At 34.9% G+C, this 19,311-nt stretch carries 17 protein-coding genes; all 17 read right to left on the bottom strand.

Going from position 1 to position 19,311, the window contains the following annotated elements:
• The 17 genes from OZP08_RS15360 to OZP08_RS15280 all read right to left on the bottom strand — a co-directional run bounded on the left by OZP08_RS15360 (nucleotide 1) and on the right by OZP08_RS15280 (nucleotide 19,176).
• Nucleotides 1-219, bottom strand: coding sequence for a DUF2798 domain-containing protein (locus tag OZP08_RS15360; RefSeq protein WP_268846974.1), 219 nt, complete (start codon nucleotides 217-219; stop codon nucleotides 1-3).
• Nucleotides 220-486: 267 nt separating this feature from the next.
• A complete protein-coding gene (locus OZP08_RS15355) occupies nucleotides 487-951 on the bottom strand; it encodes a hypothetical protein (protein ID WP_268846973.1) in 465 nt (154 codons plus the stop codon).
• 243 nt (nucleotides 952-1,194) lie between these two features.
• A complete protein-coding gene (locus OZP08_RS15350; RefSeq protein WP_268846972.1) occupies nucleotides 1,195-1,680 on the bottom strand; it encodes a DinB family protein in 486 nt (161 codons plus the stop codon).
• A 1-nt stretch (nucleotide 1,681) separates the two neighbouring features.
• Nucleotides 1,682-2,275: an HD domain-containing protein gene (locus tag OZP08_RS15345; RefSeq protein ID WP_268846971.1), complete on the bottom strand. Its 594-nt coding sequence runs from the start codon at nucleotides 2,273-2,275 to the stop codon at nucleotides 1,682-1,684.
• A 134-nt stretch (nucleotides 2,276-2,409) separates the two neighbouring features.
• On the bottom strand, nucleotides 2,410-2,856 hold the full coding sequence (locus OZP08_RS15340) for a hypothetical protein (RefSeq protein WP_268846970.1): 447 nt from the start codon (nucleotides 2,854-2,856) through the stop codon (nucleotides 2,410-2,412).
• Nucleotides 2,857-3,034: 178 nt separating this feature from the next.
• Complete coding sequence (locus tag OZP08_RS15335; RefSeq protein WP_268846969.1) at nucleotides 3,035-3,457, bottom strand: SgcJ/EcaC family oxidoreductase; 423 nt, start codon at nucleotides 3,455-3,457, stop codon at nucleotides 3,035-3,037.
• Between the two features lie 271 nt (nucleotides 3,458-3,728).
• Nucleotides 3,729-4,406 carry an alpha/beta fold hydrolase gene (locus OZP08_RS15330; RefSeq protein ID WP_268846968.1) on the bottom strand — a complete coding sequence of 226 codons (678 nt, stop codon included), beginning with the start codon at nucleotides 4,404-4,406 and terminating at the stop codon, nucleotides 3,729-3,731.
• A gap of 176 nt (nucleotides 4,407-4,582) precedes the next feature.
• Nucleotides 4,583-5,593 (bottom strand): metal-dependent hydrolase, encoded by a 1,011-nt coding sequence (locus tag OZP08_RS15325; protein WP_281322251.1) that lies wholly within the window; start codon nucleotides 5,591-5,593, stop codon nucleotides 4,583-4,585.
• A 165-nt stretch (nucleotides 5,594-5,758) separates the two neighbouring features.
• Complete coding sequence (locus OZP08_RS15320) at nucleotides 5,759-6,730, bottom strand: NmrA/HSCARG family protein (RefSeq protein ID WP_268846965.1); 972 nt, start codon at nucleotides 6,728-6,730, stop codon at nucleotides 5,759-5,761.
• Between the two features lie 358 nt (nucleotides 6,731-7,088).
• Nucleotides 7,089-8,738 (bottom strand): flavin monoamine oxidase family protein, encoded by a 1,650-nt coding sequence (locus tag OZP08_RS15315; protein ID WP_281322250.1) that lies wholly within the window; start codon nucleotides 8,736-8,738, stop codon nucleotides 7,089-7,091.
• Nucleotides 8,739-8,776: 38 nt separating this feature from the next.
• Nucleotides 8,777-10,762, bottom strand: coding sequence for a thiamine pyrophosphate-binding protein (locus OZP08_RS15310; RefSeq protein WP_268846963.1), 1,986 nt, complete (start codon nucleotides 10,760-10,762; stop codon nucleotides 8,777-8,779).
• A gap of 346 nt (nucleotides 10,763-11,108) precedes the next feature.
• Nucleotides 11,109-11,573, bottom strand: coding sequence for an Mpo1 family 2-hydroxy fatty acid dioxygenase (locus OZP08_RS15305; RefSeq protein ID WP_268846962.1), 465 nt, complete (start codon nucleotides 11,571-11,573; stop codon nucleotides 11,109-11,111).
• Nucleotides 11,574-11,624: 51 nt separating this feature from the next.
• A complete protein-coding gene (locus tag OZP08_RS15300; RefSeq protein ID WP_268846961.1) occupies nucleotides 11,625-12,131 on the bottom strand; it encodes a GNAT family N-acetyltransferase in 507 nt (168 codons plus the stop codon).
• A 144-nt stretch (nucleotides 12,132-12,275) separates the two neighbouring features.
• Nucleotides 12,276-12,851, bottom strand: coding sequence for a DJ-1/PfpI family protein (locus OZP08_RS15295; protein ID WP_268846960.1), 576 nt, complete (start codon nucleotides 12,849-12,851; stop codon nucleotides 12,276-12,278).
• A gap of 171 nt (nucleotides 12,852-13,022) precedes the next feature.
• A complete protein-coding gene (locus OZP08_RS15290) occupies nucleotides 13,023-13,631 on the bottom strand; it encodes a hypothetical protein (RefSeq protein ID WP_268846959.1) in 609 nt (202 codons plus the stop codon).
• A gap of 166 nt (nucleotides 13,632-13,797) precedes the next feature.
• Nucleotides 13,798-16,683, bottom strand: coding sequence for a metallophosphoesterase (locus OZP08_RS15285; RefSeq protein ID WP_281322249.1), 2,886 nt, complete (start codon nucleotides 16,681-16,683; stop codon nucleotides 13,798-13,800).
• 633 nt (nucleotides 16,684-17,316) lie between these two features.
• Entirely contained in the window at nucleotides 17,317-19,176 is a 1,860-nt protein-coding gene (locus tag OZP08_RS15280; protein ID WP_268846956.1) for a peptidase U32 family protein, read from the bottom strand.
• Nucleotides 19,177-19,311: the final 135 nt, after the last annotated feature.

Here is a 19,311-nt window from a genome sequence, read left to right as displayed (position 1 = left end):
CTAAGCGGTTATTTTTTCAGATAATTTTCTAGCATTTGGAATAATAATAAATGCAGCTAAATAGGCTACAGGTAACATTACGCTCCATGCTTTTAAGAATTTCAGGAACCAATCTTCTCCAAAACCATAGTTTCTCATTAGACCCACAAATGCCATAATTAATGTCATTGGTATAACTACAAATAGTGTGTTGATGTATTTAAAATACTTCTTTTTCATTTTTTTAATGTTTTAAAATTAATAACAGTGCAAATGTGCGATTGTTCCTAATCTTAAATATTGACATAGGTCAAAAAATGAAATTGTAGGTTCTTATTTCAATACTGTTTAGTGTAACTATTTGGTTAATTGTGTTTTGTGGTTTTTTGAAAAAATGATTTTTATTAATAAAGTGAGTATTAGTCTTAAAATACAATACTATTCCCTTTTATTTTTTTATAAAAGGATATTGGATAAATGTGACTGTAAGCGAATGTGTAAAAAGCTCTATGAATTACTTTTTATTATATCATTTATAATTTGCAGATGATGATTGGTGTGAATTTCAAGAAATTTGATAGTTGGTTTTAAAGTTAAATGACCTAAATATGGATGTTCAAAATAGTTTTTATCACTTATGGAATTTAACTCGGCTAATTTTGCTTTTCCTTTTTCAAGATGATTTCTTAAGGATTCTATGTTGACATCTTCTTTGGGCTGAACCACTTTAGGTGCTTTGGCTCTTCCTCTTGGAATTTTATTTATGGTGAATATTAAAACGCGTTTGAAATTAAATTTCCATTTATAATTTTCCGGATTTGATTTTTGCAATGCTCCAACGATTAATATTATTGTTAAGAGCGAATGTTCAATATGCCAACCAACAGATGATTTTGAGATTGCTGGATTAAGTATTTCTTGATTAGGTATTTTACTTTCTAAATCTTGTATTAACTTTTTTAATTTTTCCATGGGGGAGTGTTTGATAATTTAAAAGCTCATAAATGTACGATTTTTAAGTCATATGGAAATAAAGTTGTTTAAAAAATGCTTTTTTTAAAAAAAATGTGAAAAAATAATCCAAATAAGCTATTTGAATTTAGAGTGTATCTTCTTCAAAATCAATCAAAAAAAACGGCAAATAAATAGGTTTCAGTTGCTAGAGAAAGCTCCTAGTTTATCGCAAAATGCTGCTCAGTTTGATAATCACTAATATTACTTACCTAGCTGAGTTTTAAAATTCTCTATTTGTCTTCTGTGACGCAAAACATGTACGATTGCGTGTTCCATCATTTGCTCTATATCGTACAATTGTTTCCATGAAGTCCTCATTTTTTCTGATTCATCAAATTTTTCTATCTCATTATCTGAAATGTTAGAAAAAGTGTCATAAGTAAACTGTATAACATCGTCTAAATCTTTTTTATATTCAGAAACGGATTTACGGTTTATTTTCTCAGGGCGAGTTATACCTTCATTTTTTAGTTCTCGAATATAAATGCAGTAGGAATATCCTGAACTCACAACGTGTGCAAGAACAGTTTGGATTGATTTACAGTCTGGGTCTTTTGTTTCTGTATCAATTATAAATGCCAAATCTTCATCAGAGATGTTTTGAATTACACTCTGTAGTTCCAAAATTGCTTTTTGATATTCAGCTAATATAGCGTTAACAGCATTTCTCTTTTTAGTTGCAATCATGTTAATTTTTAATTAGAATTCCTTTTTCTACACTTTCATTAATTAAGGCTTCTGAATACTTCCAAATTGTTTCAGAGCCTTTCTTAATTTCCTTTTTCTTCTCATAGACTTTTGCATAATCTACATTGAACTCTCTCCAAGTTCCACCATTATTTGATGTGTTTTGCAATAGAGGTTCAAACCGATCCATGCTCTTTGCAAATTTAGCCTCGTTTGTTTCCCCTTTTTCAAATTCTTTCCAAATTTCAATTAATTCTTCGGCTTGTTTTTGGGGTAGGATTCCAAAGATTCGATTTGCAGCTAGAGATTCTTCGTCAGTATTGGTGTGATTTTTTACGGTGTCATAAATAAAAGTATCGCCGGCATCTATTTCTACAATGTCGTGAATGAGAACCATTTTTATAACTTTTAGCAAATCGATTTTTTCATTCGAATGTTCGGCTAAAACAATTGCCATCATGGCTAAATGCCAACTATGTTCAGCATCGTTCTCGTTTCTGTCGCTATTGAATAGTTTGGTTTTGCGCTGAATGTATTTTATTTTATCTATTTCTTTAATAAAATTCACTTGCTTCAATAAATTGTCAATTTCCATTATCGTATTTTTTGTTTCTTACTTTATTTTTAAATTCTTTTACCAAAATATTGTCTTAGAAAAACGAAAACCCGCTTTTGGGCAGGTTTTGTTATATGTTGTACTTTGCTATTCATGTCAAAAGGCATGTCTAGTTATTTCTGTCTTGTCAATATTAATGTATCTTTTACAATTGATATAGTAAAGGTCGAATAATTTGATTTTCTATGTTCAGTTGGTTTGGTCCATCCTCCGGAATAGGTTACTGTATCTACAGCAATAGCAATTTTGTCTTTGTCCAGAAATTTGTATTTTCCAAAAACGTTAGTAAAATTGTCATTACCACACCAGGCTGTATACTGGCTATGAAAAGTTGAATTATCTAAAAATTGAGTAAGGTTTCCAGCAAATATTTCTTGAGGATTATATTTTGTCAGTTTGTATGTTTCGGTATTAGGGTCAAGCCCTAATATATGATCGGTTTTCCATCCGTTTTTTAGTAAAGTTTCTTTAACCGTGTCCGTGGGCAGTGTCTGACAATAACAATTGTATGTAAATGTCATTGCTGCCATGAGTATAAAAGTCCTTACTAATGATTTCATTGAATAATTGTTTTAATGATTTATAGTAATTGAGTTGGTTTTGTAGTATAGCTATGTACAAAATAAATTTTCGCAAAGCTTATCTAAGTTTGGGTAAATAGACGAAAGTCAGTTTTATTTGAAGCTTTTTATTGTCTTAATTGCCAGTCGTTTTTACAAATTTATTACTTTCTTCGCTCTATTTTGCGAATAATCGTTGAAAAAAGTTCGGTTTTTTTATTCTTGTATTTTGAAAAGATGAAATTTTCCAAACACCATTTTCTTTTATTACCACGTTTGTATTTATAGAAAGCTTGTTCTTGGGTACGTTTTTTTGAAAACTCAATTGAACGGCACCAACTGCATAAAAAATAGCAATGTCGGACGTAATGAATTTGGTTGTTTTAATTTTTCCTGTCAATTTCGACCCTTTTAAGATGCTTTTGAATAGTTTATTGTGTAATTGAGCATTTTCAATTTTTCCTTTCAAATGTTGTCCGTCAAAAGCAACATAGTCGCAGTCATCGGTAAAGTATGATGCATAAAGTTCACTATGGCCTTCATTCCAAGCGAATTTAAGGTTTTCAAAAAGTCGTTCAATTTCTATCAAGCTATTATCCATCTCTTAAATTTTAAAAATTTGTGTTTGATTGTTTCGTTTATGCCCTTTCAAATGTATAGCTTTTTTTCTTACAAATAATTAAATGAATTTTAATTTTATGAATACTTTTCAAAATTTTTTATAGGTAATATTTTGTGTGATATGATGGATTTTTATTGATTTTTGACTCTGAGAGATAATTGAGCTTAAAGGTCGAAATATTGCCGAGGGATAGAAATTTATCAACCAAAATGGTATTCACTTTGGTTGATAAATATTGTATGAATCAAAATTACAAACTGTCAATAGCTGCTTTTATTACCTGCAGTACTTCCTGAGGTTTAGATATCATCGGAACATGACTCGATTCTATTTCAGTTACCGTAGCCCCAATTCTTTTTGACATTATACGTTGCAGTTCCGGGCTAACGGCTTCATCGTTTGTAGCCAAAATATACCAGTTGGGTGTATTCTTCCATGCAGGTGCTGTCATTTTTTCGACAAACAATCCTGCTGCTGCAGGGCCTTGTGTATAATAGATTAGCTCCGATTCTTTTTCAGTAAGATCAGATGCAAAATGTTTTTGTATACCCTCTCGGGTTACCCAAATATAATCGTCTACTACTTCCAGATGCTGAAATACGGCAGTTTGATAATCTTTTGTCAGTTCTCCTATTGTTTCGCCTTCGTCGGGGGCTAGGGCAGCCACATATACTAGGGCTTTTACTTTTGGGTTGGTTCCGGCTGCTGTTATTACTACTCCGCCCCATGAATGGCCTACCAATACAATTGGTCCATCCAGCTTAGCAAAGGCTCGGCGAACAGCCGCTACATCATCTGCCAGTGATGATAAAGGGTTTTGTACAGAAATCACTTCATGGCCTTCAGCCATTAGCGCTGGCGCCACTTCATTCCAGCAGGAACCATCAGCCCAAAGTCCGTGTACGAATACAATGTTTGCTTTTTTCATAATTTAAATATTTAAAATGTTTATTATAGCCGGCCGAATCTTAAACAATCCCCGACTTTGCTTTTTCTAGCGAGGGTTAGGGCCGAAATAGGACTTTGAAAAATTGTTAATCATGATTTAATCTATTCCTAGATTTTTTTTATTTTGTAAAGACAGTGTAATGATGTATGGATGATCTATTTCCCTTTAATTCGTTTTAGTAAGGACGCAAATATTACACACATAGATTCTTTATGTTTGATTCTATTCAAAGCTCTTTTGTTATCGGTGTTTTTGTTGAGGTTGTACTTGAAAGCAAAAGCTTCATTTGGTTTATCCCATCCGCTTATTTGACCAAAGCGGATGTCATTAAAATATAGGGAAGAATCTTCTCTTGTTACGGTATAGTTCCCTTTTGAAAGTCGTTTAAGATCCTTTACTGATCTTTCGCTTGCAAAGGGAAGAAGTAATGAGTCATTTCGTTGTACTCGATAATAATTTACTTTTTTTTCTTTATCAAAAATAGAGTAGTATCCTATCCATGCTCCATCTTTGTCATGTGAATATCCCATCCATAAAAAAATATTTAGTGGAGTAGGAGTGACTGTGAAATGATCGAATGTTATTCTTTGCTCTTTTAAGGATTTCTCCATTACATGATAGACATACTGATGGGTTAGAATTGCAAGAATCAAATAGAAGGAACTAATGCACAGACCGGCATTATTCCATCTTGTTCGTTGTGGTGAACCATTTTTTGCTCTAAAAGCCAATAAAACACAAAAGAAAAATGGAAATGTATATAATGGATCTGCAACAAAAATGGTATTGAAGGATATTCTGTAATTGCTAAAGGGTTCAAATAATCCTGTGCCATAAGCGGTAAGTGAATCTAGCAGTATGTGTGACAGCATGGCTATGAAGAATAACCACGTCATATTGATCCAGTTTACGGGGCTGTCTTTAGACCATCTTTTGGTGAGCCAACCCAATAGAACTGAAATTAGTGTTATAAACAAAAATGAATGCGTAATGCCACGATGAAATAGTAATTGTTGTGAATCACTAAAAAAAAGTGTCCCGAACACATCTATGTCTGGGAGATTACTGGCTAAAACTCCATATAGGATTGCTTTTCGACCTATTTCTTTGCCTAGCATAGCTTCGCCTATAGCTGCTCCCAAAACTACATGTGAGAATGAATCCATATTTGATTGGTTGTTGTATACTGTTTTTTGAATACAAGTTCTTGAGTTTTTTCTCTTTGAAAAAGGAAAGCTTCATTTTAGAACTCGTTATTAATGCCCGTTGGGTGTAATTGCCTTTTGAATTACACCCAACGGGGATTAATGATTTATTTTCATTACGATTTTTTATTCAATAGGAATTCGGGAAGCATTGGCAGAGAGCCATTTGTCAAAATTTTGTAATTCAGGATTCAGTTCTTTTGAGAAGACTTCATTGCGGACTCCGTTAAAATCATCATTAAAATCTCTTTTAAACTGAAACATGTTACCTAAATCTTCGGCACCTGGAAATCCAAAATTGCGATACGCTTCTGGACTTACTGGATTAAAAATTACATTTTTATCTAAGGCTTTTGATAGTTTGGCGGCCATCTCATTTCCGTTTAGTTTTTCACCTACAATACCAACTGTTTTTCCAATTAATTCTTTTTCTTTTTTGAATATTCCATAGGCACATTTTCCAATATCTTCGGAGGCAATGGCAGATAGCTTTTTATCATCCATAGGGAAGGCTATATAGTAATTACCATCTTCTCCTTTTTTAGGCCCCATTCCAAAATGAATAAAATTGTCCCAGTAAAAGGAAGTTCTTAAAAATGTAGTTGGTAAGCCTGCTTCGGTAAAGAAATGATCAGCTTCTCCTTTTCCGTCAAAGTGAGGTACTTTGTATTTACCATTTAGAGTTGGCATTCTGTCATCATCTAGTTTCATCCAGTTTCTGGTGTCTTCCAATGTAGACCAAATAATGTGTTGCAAATGAGATTCCAGTGCAGCTTCTACAAAGTTTTTTACTTCTTGTTGTTCTTTTTCAACAGAGAAATGATCCCAAAAAAAGGTAACAAAATAAGCTCCATAAGCACCTTCTAATGCTCTCTTAATGCTTTTGATATCATCTATGTCGGCTTCGACTACTTCGGCACCCAATTGTGCGAATGTTTTAGATTTATCTGAATTAGCGTTTCTGGTAACAACTCTTACAGCAAATTCACTGTTTTTATCTGCCAAAATTGCTCTGGCTAGTCCACCGCCTTGTGCACCAGTCGCACCAAATACAGTAATTATCTTTTTATTTTCCATTTTGATTGGTTTGTCTTCCATTTTGATTGGTGTTAAAATTTTATCTACTCGTATGGCTTTTGGTTTCGCCTCGTTTTTATAGTGGTTTCTGACCTCCACGTTATATTTTGCCTTTTTATTTATAAGGTAAAAAAGCACATAAAGTTATGAAAAAATAGCTTTAATTATATGATTTACAATTGTTTAATTGTTTGTTTTTATTGATTTTAGTCACTAAAAAACATATCCTATAATTATACAAAGAATAGAGTGGCATTCTTGATTATGAAGTTTAATATAGATTCTGAATTTGAAATCTAGAGATGCTAAAAAATGAAAATCACTGCACTAAAAACGATAATTATTTTTAATACAGTGATTTTTTTAAAGAGTCTGTTTTTTATTTTGCTATGAGCTCATCATTTAGAACAGAAGCTTCGCTTTCTATTGCGATAAATTTGGTTAGCATCAGGTCTGCAGTTTGTAATGCTCCCTCAACCCAACCTTGTGCGTCAGAGTAAGCTTCTCCACAGATGTATAGAGAGCAGTTGTCTATTGGGTGAACGATTTTTTCTTTTACTTCCCAACTTTTAACGCCTATATTCCAGCTATTCCATCCACCTCCATATGGATCTTCTCCCCAGTCACGGAAAGAGGCACTATACACCATTGGTGTGTAATCTAAATCGTGTATTTGTTTTAATTGACGGCTTAGTTCTTCTACCATTTTTCTTGGTGCTTTGTATTGATGCCACTTCTGGTTTAATGCTTCGCTTTCTACTGTTTCCAGATTAGCGTCATCTCCAATGTATGGATCAGCTATGTCAGAATGAGAAAGACCTTCTTTCCAAGCTTTTTTACGTTGAGGTCTAAGTCCGTCCCAGAAGCCAATATTTGAGCCATCATCATAACTTGCCAATAGCATTGCTCTACCGCTTTCTGCAGGTGTTCCATCATTATTTGGCCAATAGTAAGTTTGTCTTATAGGCATATCTGTAACCGTTCTTCCAGACTGTAAAGGAACATATTCTCCTTTGATATTATTATATCCTGCATTTCTCCACCATGGACTTGTGTAAGTTGTAAACACCTTAAACAATGGTCTTGGAGTAACACTGCTGATTAATGGCTGAATTTCCTGTAGTTTAGGAGCATTAGGCGTAACCAGTTCCAGAGAACGACGTGGCATTGCTAGTATTAATTGACTTGCTTCGATAGTTTTACCATTGATAGTAAGTTCGAAGTAATCGTTTTTAGATTCAAATCCATCTAATTTGGCATTCAATCGTATTTCGCCTCCTTCTTCTTCAAAGAAGTTTGCTAGTGAAATTGGAACCTGTTGAAATCCATTTTTAAATCCTTTGTATTTTGGTGTAATTCCAAAATCCGAAAGGTACCATGGAATTGCATCGGCAGCATTCCAATTGATTAATGTAGAATTGTAGCCTCCTGAATCTATGCTGAATTGATATGCCTCACCACTAATTACGCGGTAAAGTAAATTCCAAAAGCCTAATGTATATAATGGCTGTCCTTCAAATTTAGCTTCTCTACACATTTTTAGACGTTCCTCTTCTGTTAAATCAGGGTCTGTTATGCCTGGAACCAACTGCTCAATTGCATTTACGATTATGGTGCCTGATGTATTTCCTTTTTCTAAAAATGATAAACGATATGGAACTTTATCCGGTTCTGTTGTAAAATCTTGTAAACGTAGGTATTCTCCACGCAAGTAAGCAATATTTTGTGGTTGATCTACTGGGAAATCATATAGTTCGATTTGATTGTCTTTTGGTAGTTTTTCATTCAAATCCTTTATTAATTTCACAATCAATTTTTGGGTATTTTCCAGAATTCGCATTCCACCCAATTCGGCCACCATATTTGGAATCCCCGGAGGTGTTACTGAGAGTAAACGACCTCCGATATGATCGCTTCCTTCAAAAAGAACAATTTTTTTGTTAGGATATTTTGTCTTAAGCTTCCATGCACTATATACACCGGAAACACCTCCACCAACTATGGCGATGTCAATTTTTTCATTTTCCATTTTATATATATTTATGTTGCTTTCGCAACGGTTATTTTTTAGAAGAGAGAAGGGATATTATAGCTTATAGTTTCATTTGCTATGTCGATGCCTTTCTTTAATGATGCATTTTTCTTTACAGAGTTTTCATGAAAAACATTTAGCATTGGTTGTAAAGCGTATCGTTTGTCAACCATAAATGTTGTATCGCCTGATTTTACTTGCATTGCAGGTGTGTTTGAAGCAATACGCATATCTAAAATGTATGACGTATTATTGTTCAGGACATGATCTATTCCTCTCTCAATGGCTTCTTTTACTGTAGCTGGTGTAAGTACTACTTCACCATGTTCTCCTCCAAATGCATTGGCTAAACTCACAAAATCTATTTTAGGTCTTTCTAATTTTAGATAACTAGGATCCATTGTTTTGGGTTTCCATTCATATCCAGGTGCTTCTCCGTAAGCCGCAACCACTTGTTGAAGCCCTAATTGTAACGTATGGTATTCTTGATTGTTGGTGATGATGTATAGAATTGGCAATTTTTCATGTGCAGCTGTCCACCATGTCTGTGGGTAAAATAAGGAAGATCCGTCTCCTACAGCATTAATAACCAGTTTAGTGCCTATTCCCTGTGAAGTGTTTGCTTCTAGTTTTATTCCTAGTGAAGCCGGCATTGACCATCCTAGTGAACCACCAGCTACACAATAGTAACTAATAGGTTTTGCTCCGGAAGTTCCAAAAGGAAGATAGTATTGAAATGGGGCTCCATCTGAAACGGCCTCATGTGCATACACAAAGTTGTTTGTTAAATCACGGCTCTCGATTGCTTCTTTTAATGCCTTTGCTATAACTACGGCCCAAATATCTGGTTCGTTCATAGCTTCTTCATAATAGTTTTCCCATTGTTGTGCACGAGAAAGTGCCAGTTTTTTTAGGCTTTCATTTCTTGCAATGGCAGCTTCAGGACGTTGAGGTATGATGTAGTTGTTTAATAATGGGAGTGTGGCTTTAATGTCTCCAAAAATGGCGGTTTCGCCGTAGAAGTTTTTGGCAATATCCCAAGTGTTATTGGTTAGATAGGCCAGTTTTACATTTTCTGGAATAAGGGCTCCATCAGAATATTTAAATACTGCAATTTGTGCTTGAGCTCCAAACCCAACTAGAAATGCTACATCATGCTCTTTAAATACCGATTGAATTTCTGCTTGGCTGCCCGGTAATTCTCCTTGCCAGTGATAATCATTGTTTGGGAAGTTAGCAACACTACTAAAGGTTTGTAAAACAACTGGAGCTCCAATTAATTCTGCTAATTCTTGAATCTCAGTCCAAGCATTGGCATAACCTACAGCATCACCGCAAACAATAAGTGGGTTCTTGGCTGTAGCCAGCAAATTAGCTGTTTCTTTAATAGCTTGATTATCTCCTATAAAGTGTGGTGAAATGCGTGTTACTCCTTTTACTTTTTGATTATCGCTAATAGCTACCATCATATATTCCCATGGTATAGAAATAAAAACCGGACCGTTTGGTGGTGCCATAGCTTCCTTGAAGGCTCTTTGTAAGACCAATGGCATTTCTTCGGCTGTACGCACTTCATGTGCCCATTTGGTATATTGTTTTGCTAAATCTACCAGATTCGAAGCTAATAAAGGTTCTTGCGTAACTAAATCGTTTTGCTGTTGACAACAAAGAATTACCAGTGGCATTTGTGAACGACAGGCATTAAAGAGATTGCCTATACTGTGAGCAATTCCCGGAGTTACATGGACAACAAGAACTCCTGGTTTTCCAGTCATTCGAGCCGAACCCATTGCAGCTCCTATAGCTATGTTTTCGTGTAAGCATTCAATATACTTTACACCATTTTCAGGATAGGAGGTTCCATCAATTATAGGGATTTCATTAGTTCCCGGAACCCCAAAAATATACTTGATTCCTAAATCTTTAAGGATATCAAATACATAATCTCTTGTCCATCGTGTAGATGTTGCAGTTGTTTCTTCTGCCCATTGTGCTGGTGCTGTAATTGTATCTTTTATCATCTTCTTTGATTTTTTTTAACTACAAATTATTGTAGTAATTAGGTTAAATATTTGTCATTCAATCAAAGATAAGAAACAAGTTATTTTAAAGATTCAGGTATAAATACGTGGTTTTCATAATACTTAATGGAATTTTCTTTTTTTGTTTTACTCTAGATTCGATTTATTGAATCAGGAAATGGTAGGAGTGAAGTATCTGTTTAAAAGAATTATTATAAGAATATGATTTTTAGACTTTTTTCGATGTATTTCTATATAAAAAACTCAGCCTCTCAATTATTATAATCGAGAGGCTGAGTAAATGTTTTTAGTTTTGAATTTCTGTAAAGACAGTTTATAGAATGTTCTATTTTTTAGAAAATAAATTATGGACAACCCATGCTGGGCCAATCATCAAAAATTGTATGTCTTTTAGGAATGATGGTTTTTTCCCTTCAATCTTATGTCCATAAAATTGTCCTATCCAAGCAATAACAAAGACACTAATTGAAAATGCCCAAAGTGGTAAGAACTGCCCGATGTAAAAATTAACTATCAAACATAGAGCTGAAAAAATGGCAATTTTGATTGCCATAACTAAGGATAATCGGAGGTAAAATAGCAATACAAAAATCAAAACCACTACTGCCCAGTTTTCTATGATAGGTTGGTTGAGGTGCAGGAGGTTACTTAAAAAAGCACTAGGAATACTCATTAATAATCCCACAATCGAGAAGAAAATAGCCGGAACACAAATATAGTGTATGGTCTTGTTCTTTGGATTTTGGTGACTTACCGCGTATTCTTCAAACCATTGATCTAGTGTTTTCATACGTATATTTTTTCCTAATTTATGAAATAATATTCAACTAGATCGAAAGTGTTAAATTATTTTTTCCATTACAATAAATTCCAATGGCTGATTTATAATTATCGTGTCGGCATCATTGAGTGGAAAAGGTTCTCTAGCTCCAGTATCTTCAAATCCATGACGTTTATACCAAGCAATCAATTCCTCCCGAATAGAAATGACAGTCATGACAATTTTTGGCAAACCTAATGCCAAGACATGAACTTCTGCTTCATGTAATAATTGTTTCCCTATGCCACTGTTTTGTAATTCGGGTGAAACTGTAAGCATTCCCAGATAGAGTTTGTTTCCTTCATTGGCAAGTAATACAGATCCAATAATTTGGTTGTTCTTGGTGTATTTTAGAATTGTATTTTTCTTGTTTTCAATAATTTCTGTTAATTCATCTACAGTTATTCTTTTGCCTTCTAATAAGTTGGCTTCGGTTGTCCATCCTTTTTTGGAAGTTTCTCCACGGTAGGCTGAATTTATTAATTTTTCTAAGGAAATAATGTCTTCTAGAGTTGCAATTGTAATCATGTATGGTAATTTAAATAGGATATTTTGAGGGTTATTAATATTGGTTAAAGATAAAAAAACTACAACATAATATTCTTTAGTTGTAGTTCTTATATCTTATTATTTTAATGTATTCTTTAGATTTGAAATTATTTGGTATTGATTTTAGATTTCAATTTTTGTTCCCATAAGTTTAAGAAATTCCCTGATGAAACTTGGATGTGCTGGCCAAGCTGGTGATGTAACGAGGTTGCCGTCTACAAATGCTTCATCTATTGGAATGGATTGAAAAATTCCTCCGGCTAAAGTTACTTCTGGTCCCACTGCTGGATAAGCCGTTAGTTTTCTTCCTGTGACAACACCAGCGGCTGTTAAAATCTGAATACCGTGACAAATGGCCGCCACAGGTTTATTGGTTGTGAAAAAATGCTGAACCATTTCAATCACTTTTTCATTCAATCTTAAATATTCTGGGGCTCTTCCTCCAGCAATGACCAATCCGTCATAATCTCCCACTTTTACATCATCAAAACTATAATTCAGGGCAAATTTATGTCCAGGCTTTTCAGAATACGTTTGATCTCCTTCAAAATCATGGATGGCTGTTTTTACAGTGTCACCCTTTTTCTTGTTGGGACAAACGGTATGAACAGTATAACCTATCATTTCCAGCATTTGGAACGGAACCATAGTTTCATAATCTTCGGTGAAGTCACCAGTTAGGAACAATACTTTTTTCATTTCTTCGAATTTTAAATTAATACAATTTTTTAAAAATTAAAAAATCAAGATTCTATAAACTTCTTGGTTAAGGAATCAGATTTTGTTTTCTCTAAAGGTAAGAAAAAAGCTTTATTAATTTGATTTTTAGAATTGTAACTGGTATTGGATTATTGACGAAAGTTTTGCCTCTTACTGTGCAATAGGTGTTGCAGCAGGAGTTGGAGTGGTAGTCTCATTAGTTGGAGCGGTTACGCTATAAGTTGGCGTAGTTTGTGTAGTTGCTGGTTTTGCAGTAGTCACTGGAGAATTTAATGGTGCTCCAACAGCAATGTCACAGCGATGTCCTGGTTGACCATGAGGAGGATTCATACCTTTTGGGGTTGGAGTAGCAGTAGCTGAAGGAACACTTACGCTTGTATTAGAAACAATTTGTGGTGCTGTCGCTTTAGTAGTTGTTATGGGAGAATTTAATGGTGCTCCAACAGCAATATCGCAACGATGTCCTGGTTGGCCGTGGGAAGGATTCATCCCTTTTGCAACTTTTACCGGAGCCGCAACAGTTTGTACTGTCGTTGTTGTATTTTGTGTTGTAGTGTATTGACCTCCATTATTTTGATACATAACACTTTGGTTTTGATTAGGCTGTGGAGTCGCTACAGCTTGATTTTGTTGCGGAATAGCAACCTGTGTAAACGGGACAATTACTTTAGGTATGTTGCTTTCTTTTGTTTCAGCTTCATTTTTGCAAGAAGCTAATGCTAATGCTATAAGGAATAGGTGTGTAGTAAGATTTTTCATAATGAGATTTTTTGGTTCATTACAAATTTAGGATTTTAAGTAATGCGCCATCAAATTTTGATACTAATGATTCGCTTTTTAAATCACTGATTTTTATTGAGATAAATTCACAGTGATTTGCTTGACAAATAGTATCATTTTGAATTTCCGTGCTTCATTATCATCATCATTTCAGTTCATAGGCTTTTTTTACAATTGGGTTTCCATTAACGGTAACTATTATAAAATAAAGTCCTTCGGTTATTTGTCTTTTCAATAAAGGGAGTTCAAAATTGTAATACCCTTTAGTTTGATAGGTGGGGATTTGGTCGAATGAAATGATTTTTTGTCCCAAAGCATTAAATAGATCAATTTTTACGTTAGCATTTTCGTTTAAAAAGTAATTTACTTTTAATGCATTTTCAATTGTGTAAATATTGATTAAGTCACTTTCTTTTTGTGTGGTTGCTGATGCCAGTTTACTCGTTCCACTTTTTGTAATGCTAAACTGGTCAACTATAGTTCCTGTGCTCGCTAGGTATTTGCAAGATAGATTATCGCCACTTACATCAATCACCAAGGAGCAATTATTAGTGTTGTTATTAAAGTACATGCATGGCATTGGGTAGCCTGATTGCGTTGCTCCTGGATTTTGACCTGATGTGCCACAAACTGCATAAATAGTTCCGTCATACGGCGCTGTTTTTGTAAAAGTATTCGTTGCTGTGCTAACTTTCATGGCTTGCGTAAAAGTGGTTGACGTACCATAATGCCCTTTAATCAAATAACTCCTTTCGTTACTGTGAGAATGTCCGGAAAGCACTAAATCTACATGATAACTTTCTAGTAACGGAACAATATTGGTGCGCATGTCTATGAGTTCTACACCTGTGTTACTATTACTAGAACCTAAAGCATAGGGTGCATGATGAAAATAAACCACAGTCCATCGTTGGCTATTAGCGGCCAAATCGTTATTGAGCCATTGATACATAGGGCTTGAGCTATTGTTTAATGCACCATAACTGTCTAATGAAACAAAATGGATGTTGCCATAATTATAAGAGTAATATTTAGGTGTATTGGATGCTACACCACCAGCTTCGGCATTTTGCGGAACCGTGAAAATAGAGAAGTAAGGGAAATTGGTTGTAAGTGAATTTGTGCTTTGATAGCCAACCGCGGCATAGTCGTGATTTCCTGGTGAAGGAAACAAGGGTATGCTTTTGAATTGGTCTGGATATTGTGCGAATACATAATTTTGAAATTCTGTATCGGTTCCGTTTGCATAAGCATTGTCGCCTAACCAAATCCATAAATTGGTAGGTGTTGTTCCAGTATAAGTTGCATAGGAGTTTCGCACGGCTGCTTGTTGGGTGGAACCGTTTCCAAAATCGCCTATTGCCCAAATCCGAATTGGAGCTGTGCTTCCTACTAAAGGAGCGGTATAGAAATTATTTTTCGCATTGCCTTGCAATGTTTGGGATGAAGTTCCTATTGAATAAAAATAATTTGTGGCAGGCGTTAATCCTGTTAGTGTGATACTATGTTCTGTAGTCATGGTTGCATCGCTGGTTGTATTGCCATAAGCTGTGCTTGTTCCGTATTGTACTGTACTATTGCAAGCCAAATCTGTACGCCAGCGAATGGTAATTCCATTAGGAGTTAGTTTTTGAAGGTAAGCCCCACGGGTAACCACAGGTGTCACAGCGGTACTTGACGCATTTAAGCGTGCATTAAAACTAATATCGGTACTGGATGCTGCCTGTTGATGAATTTCTACTGCCATAACATTAGTGCCAGCAACAAGAGTGCTTGTATTTAATGTAGTGCTAATCCATGCCGATTCATCTGTGCCACTAATTGCGACTGGAGATAAAGTGTTATAAGCAATAGTTGTGGTTGGCATGTTGTTGCGATACACTTCGGTTCCGTTTATGTAAACAACAATTCCGTCATCTCGTACCACATCTAATAGTAGTGATGTGTAAGCTGCTGGATTGGTAACTGTAAATGATTTTCTGAAATAGGTAGTAATATATTTAGTTGTTGAAGAGGGACCATAGCTCACCACTGTTGCTTCGCCACCATCTCCATAACCTAGTTCAGCATTTCCGCTTGCCCATGTGGCATCATTGAAAGTTGTGGCTCGCCATGCCGTACCCTGATTGGTTCCGTTGTCCAGGTATTTCCATGATGAGTTTGCGGTTATGAGAGTTTCGTTTCCTGCGGCAAGTGTTGTAAAGTTAGCTGTCGTACTATATGCTCCTGTAACTGAACATACGGCTTGTATTCTAAATTCATAGTTACTATTGGCTGTTAGTCCTGTTAATGATTTTGTGGTAACTGTAGCAGTAGTGGTTGTCCATGTTGAAGCTCCAACTATACGGTATTGAATATTGTAACTTGTTGCTCCTGCAATTGATGACCAAGAAAGTGAGGCTGTTGTTGTGGTTATGGATGAAGAAGCAAGAGAAGAAGGTGTTGCACATGTTGCTGAAGCTGTTGTAGCATCTAATTTTAAATTAAAACTCAAATCGCTGCTATTTGCTGCCGACTGATGAACTTCTACCGCTAATACATTGTTTCCTGCAACAAAAGAGGAGGGATTTAAAGTGAAGGTATAAAAAGTTGATTCATTTGTTCCGCTAACTGCCGAACTGGCCAATGTTCTGTAATCGATGTTTCCTGTGGGCATATTAGTTCTGACAACTTCGACTCCGTTTAAATAAACAACGGCGCCATCATCGCGTAGCAGTCCTAATGTAAACGATGAATATGTATTTGGTGCCGATACTGAAAAAGCTTTTCTAAAATAAGTGGTACGGTATCTATTGGATGTATTGGAGCCATAACTTACTACGGTAGCTTCTCCGCCATCACCATAACCCAGTTCTGCATTTCCACTTTTCCAAGTGTTGTCATTAAATGTAGTGGAACGCCAAGCAGTCCCTTGATTGCTCCCGTTGTCCAGATATTTCCATGATCCGTTTTGAGGAATTATTGAAACCGTTTGAGCAATAATAGTAGAAAACAATAACACAAATAATAAAGTAAAGGATATCTTTTTCATAATCATCAGTTATTAAATTAACTCTTTTACAACAACCTACTATAATGTTAGAGAGCAAACTTATGAGTGAATGCAATTAGACGTTTAACACAGATTCAATAAATCAATATGTGGTAATTTGGGGAAGTTTGAATGGAAAAAGTTCAGTATTTGTGTGTTTATCCTTTTTTATTGAAGGATAATAATCTGATGTGTTTGGGAGGTGTAAAGTTACTCAAATTTTAGGAAGTACTATTTTGTTTTCTGTAATAATTTGAGTAAAATGTTAATTTGGGATAAGATGTAGGTATTTGATTATTAGTATTTTATTTGTTAGTCTTGAATGTGGTTTAAAATTATGTACATTAGTGCTTTTGCTTTAACTTCTAAAAATATTTAGCCACAAATTGCACAAATTTTCACAAATTAATTTATGACTAATAAATAAATGATGCAATCTTGTTGACTTTTAGTTTGCCAACCAAATCTATGGACTTTTAGTGAATAGTGGTTTAGTTTAAAGTAAACAAAAGCCCAGGTTTCATAATCCTGCAAACTGTATTTAATGAAAAAACCACAAAATAAAGAATACTTTATTTTGTGGTTTTTGATATATGTTTAATTAAATAGGTGTAAACCTTTTTACACTAGATACTAATCTTCTTCAATTTCAAATTCGGCGTCTTTTTCCCAGATTTCCATTTCGCAGGGTTTGCAATTGAATTTCAGTTTGTATTCTAGTTCTCCCTGTTTTAAAACCAAAGGCTCTTTTAGCTTGGTTTCCATAGAGTCTTTGTGGTATTTTGGACATTTAGCCAATTCGTATTTGATGCAATATTTGGTAGTCATTACACGTGATTTTCCTGGATCCCATTGTAATTCAAATGCTTTTTCAATTTCGGTTACACCATGACGCTCATAAAACTTACGAGCCAGTTTATTGGAAACATTGTACATGAAATCCAATTTTTCTACTGGGTAAGGGTGACTCGTTTTCTCAATTTTGCGTTCTTCGCGTTTGTAATTTTTCAAACGAATTTCAGATAATTGTTCGTAAACGGTTCTACGCATTTCATTGATTTTTGAAATTGGTAAAAACCAGTTATCTGAAAATTGAACCGTTATTTCATCGGCTGTATAAGGAGTAAATCCTGTTTTTGCCAATTGTGCTTTGATGTTCTCTTCTATAGATTGATTGTTTTTGGTTTGTTCTTTTGGGTGAACCAACTGAACTGTACTCACGTTTCCATCTTCATCTGTAGCAAGTAATTCAAAACCTGTTTCATTTTCGAACAACAATAAAGTGGTGCCTATTTTACGAACGGCACTGTCTTCACGTTCTACGATTTTGATAAATGCAGCATCATTGTTACGGTAAATAAATGTACCATCTTTAACTTCCTTAAGTACATTAGGATAAGCTAAACCGTTCTCTACTTTATTTACATAAATACCGTCGGCTTCATTATTTTCATTGATGTAGCATAAACCGTCACCATTGTTCAATAAGTGTCCGTTTTCAATTTCGTATGCATTTCCAACAGTTTTTATCAATTTACCAATGTATTGTCCTTTTGATTTTGGGCTTTCCCAAGATCCGATTGTATTATGACGTTCGTTTACGAAATAATCGGTATAACCACGGTTGAAAGTTCTATTTAATTCCGATTCAAAAGTATATGTACATTTACCGGAAGAAGCTTTGGTATATTTATCACTTCCTTCTAAGAAAGCATCCAGTTTTTGTCTAAGGTAAGAAACATTGTTTTTTACGTAGACAATATCTTTCAAACGTCCTTCAATTTTGAAAGAGCAAACACCTGCTTCCACTAAATTTGGAATTTCGTTTGAAACGTCAAAATCTTTGATAGAAAGTAAGTGAGTGTTTTTAATTAATGTATCTCCATGACCATCAATTAAGTTGTATGGCAAACGGCAGTTTTGAGCACAAGAACCACGATTAGCGCTACGTTCTCCATTGGCGACACTCATATAACAGTTTCCGCTGAAAGAAACACATAAAGCACCGGTTACAAAAAATTCCAGTTCCACATCGGTTGCAGTACTGATTTCTTTGATTTGGTGTAAGTTTAATTCACGAGCTAATACGACACGTTTGATTCCGGCATCGGCCAAAAATTTCATTTTGTCGGCATCTCTATTGTTGGCTTGTGTACTGGCGTGTAGGATGATAGGAGGTAAGTCCATTTCCATAATGGCCATGTCTTGAATGATAAGCGCATCAACACCTATGTCATATAATTTCCAAATTAACTGACGGCAAGTTTCTAATTCATTGTCGTAAAGAATAGTATTCAAAACCACAAAAACCGGTACATTGTATAAATGGGCATATTCTACCAAGGCAGCAACATCTTCAACAGAGTTGGTGGCATTAGAACGTGCACCAAATTGTGGAGCACCAACATAAACGGCATCGGCACCACTGTTTATGGCTGCTATACCATGAATTAAATCTTTTGCAGGTGCTAATATTTCTATTTTCTTCTTCATCAGTTGATGATTGTTTTATAATTTCTAAAGGACTCTAGGATTGCATTTTTACAAAAAGCGTGCAAAGTTCTTATAAATAATCGGGGATTTCTAACCCAAAGGGATTTTTTTTGAGTTGAACAGGAAAAAGTAGGA

It is taken from the genome of Flavobacterium aestivum, assembly GCF_026870175.2.
In the GTDB taxonomy this organism is placed as follows: Bacteria; Bacteroidota; Bacteroidia; order Flavobacteriales; family Flavobacteriaceae; genus Flavobacterium; species Flavobacterium aestivum.
The sequence above is the reverse complement of the archived record's forward strand: the minus strand, read 5'-3'. Positions and strand labels throughout refer to the sequence as shown.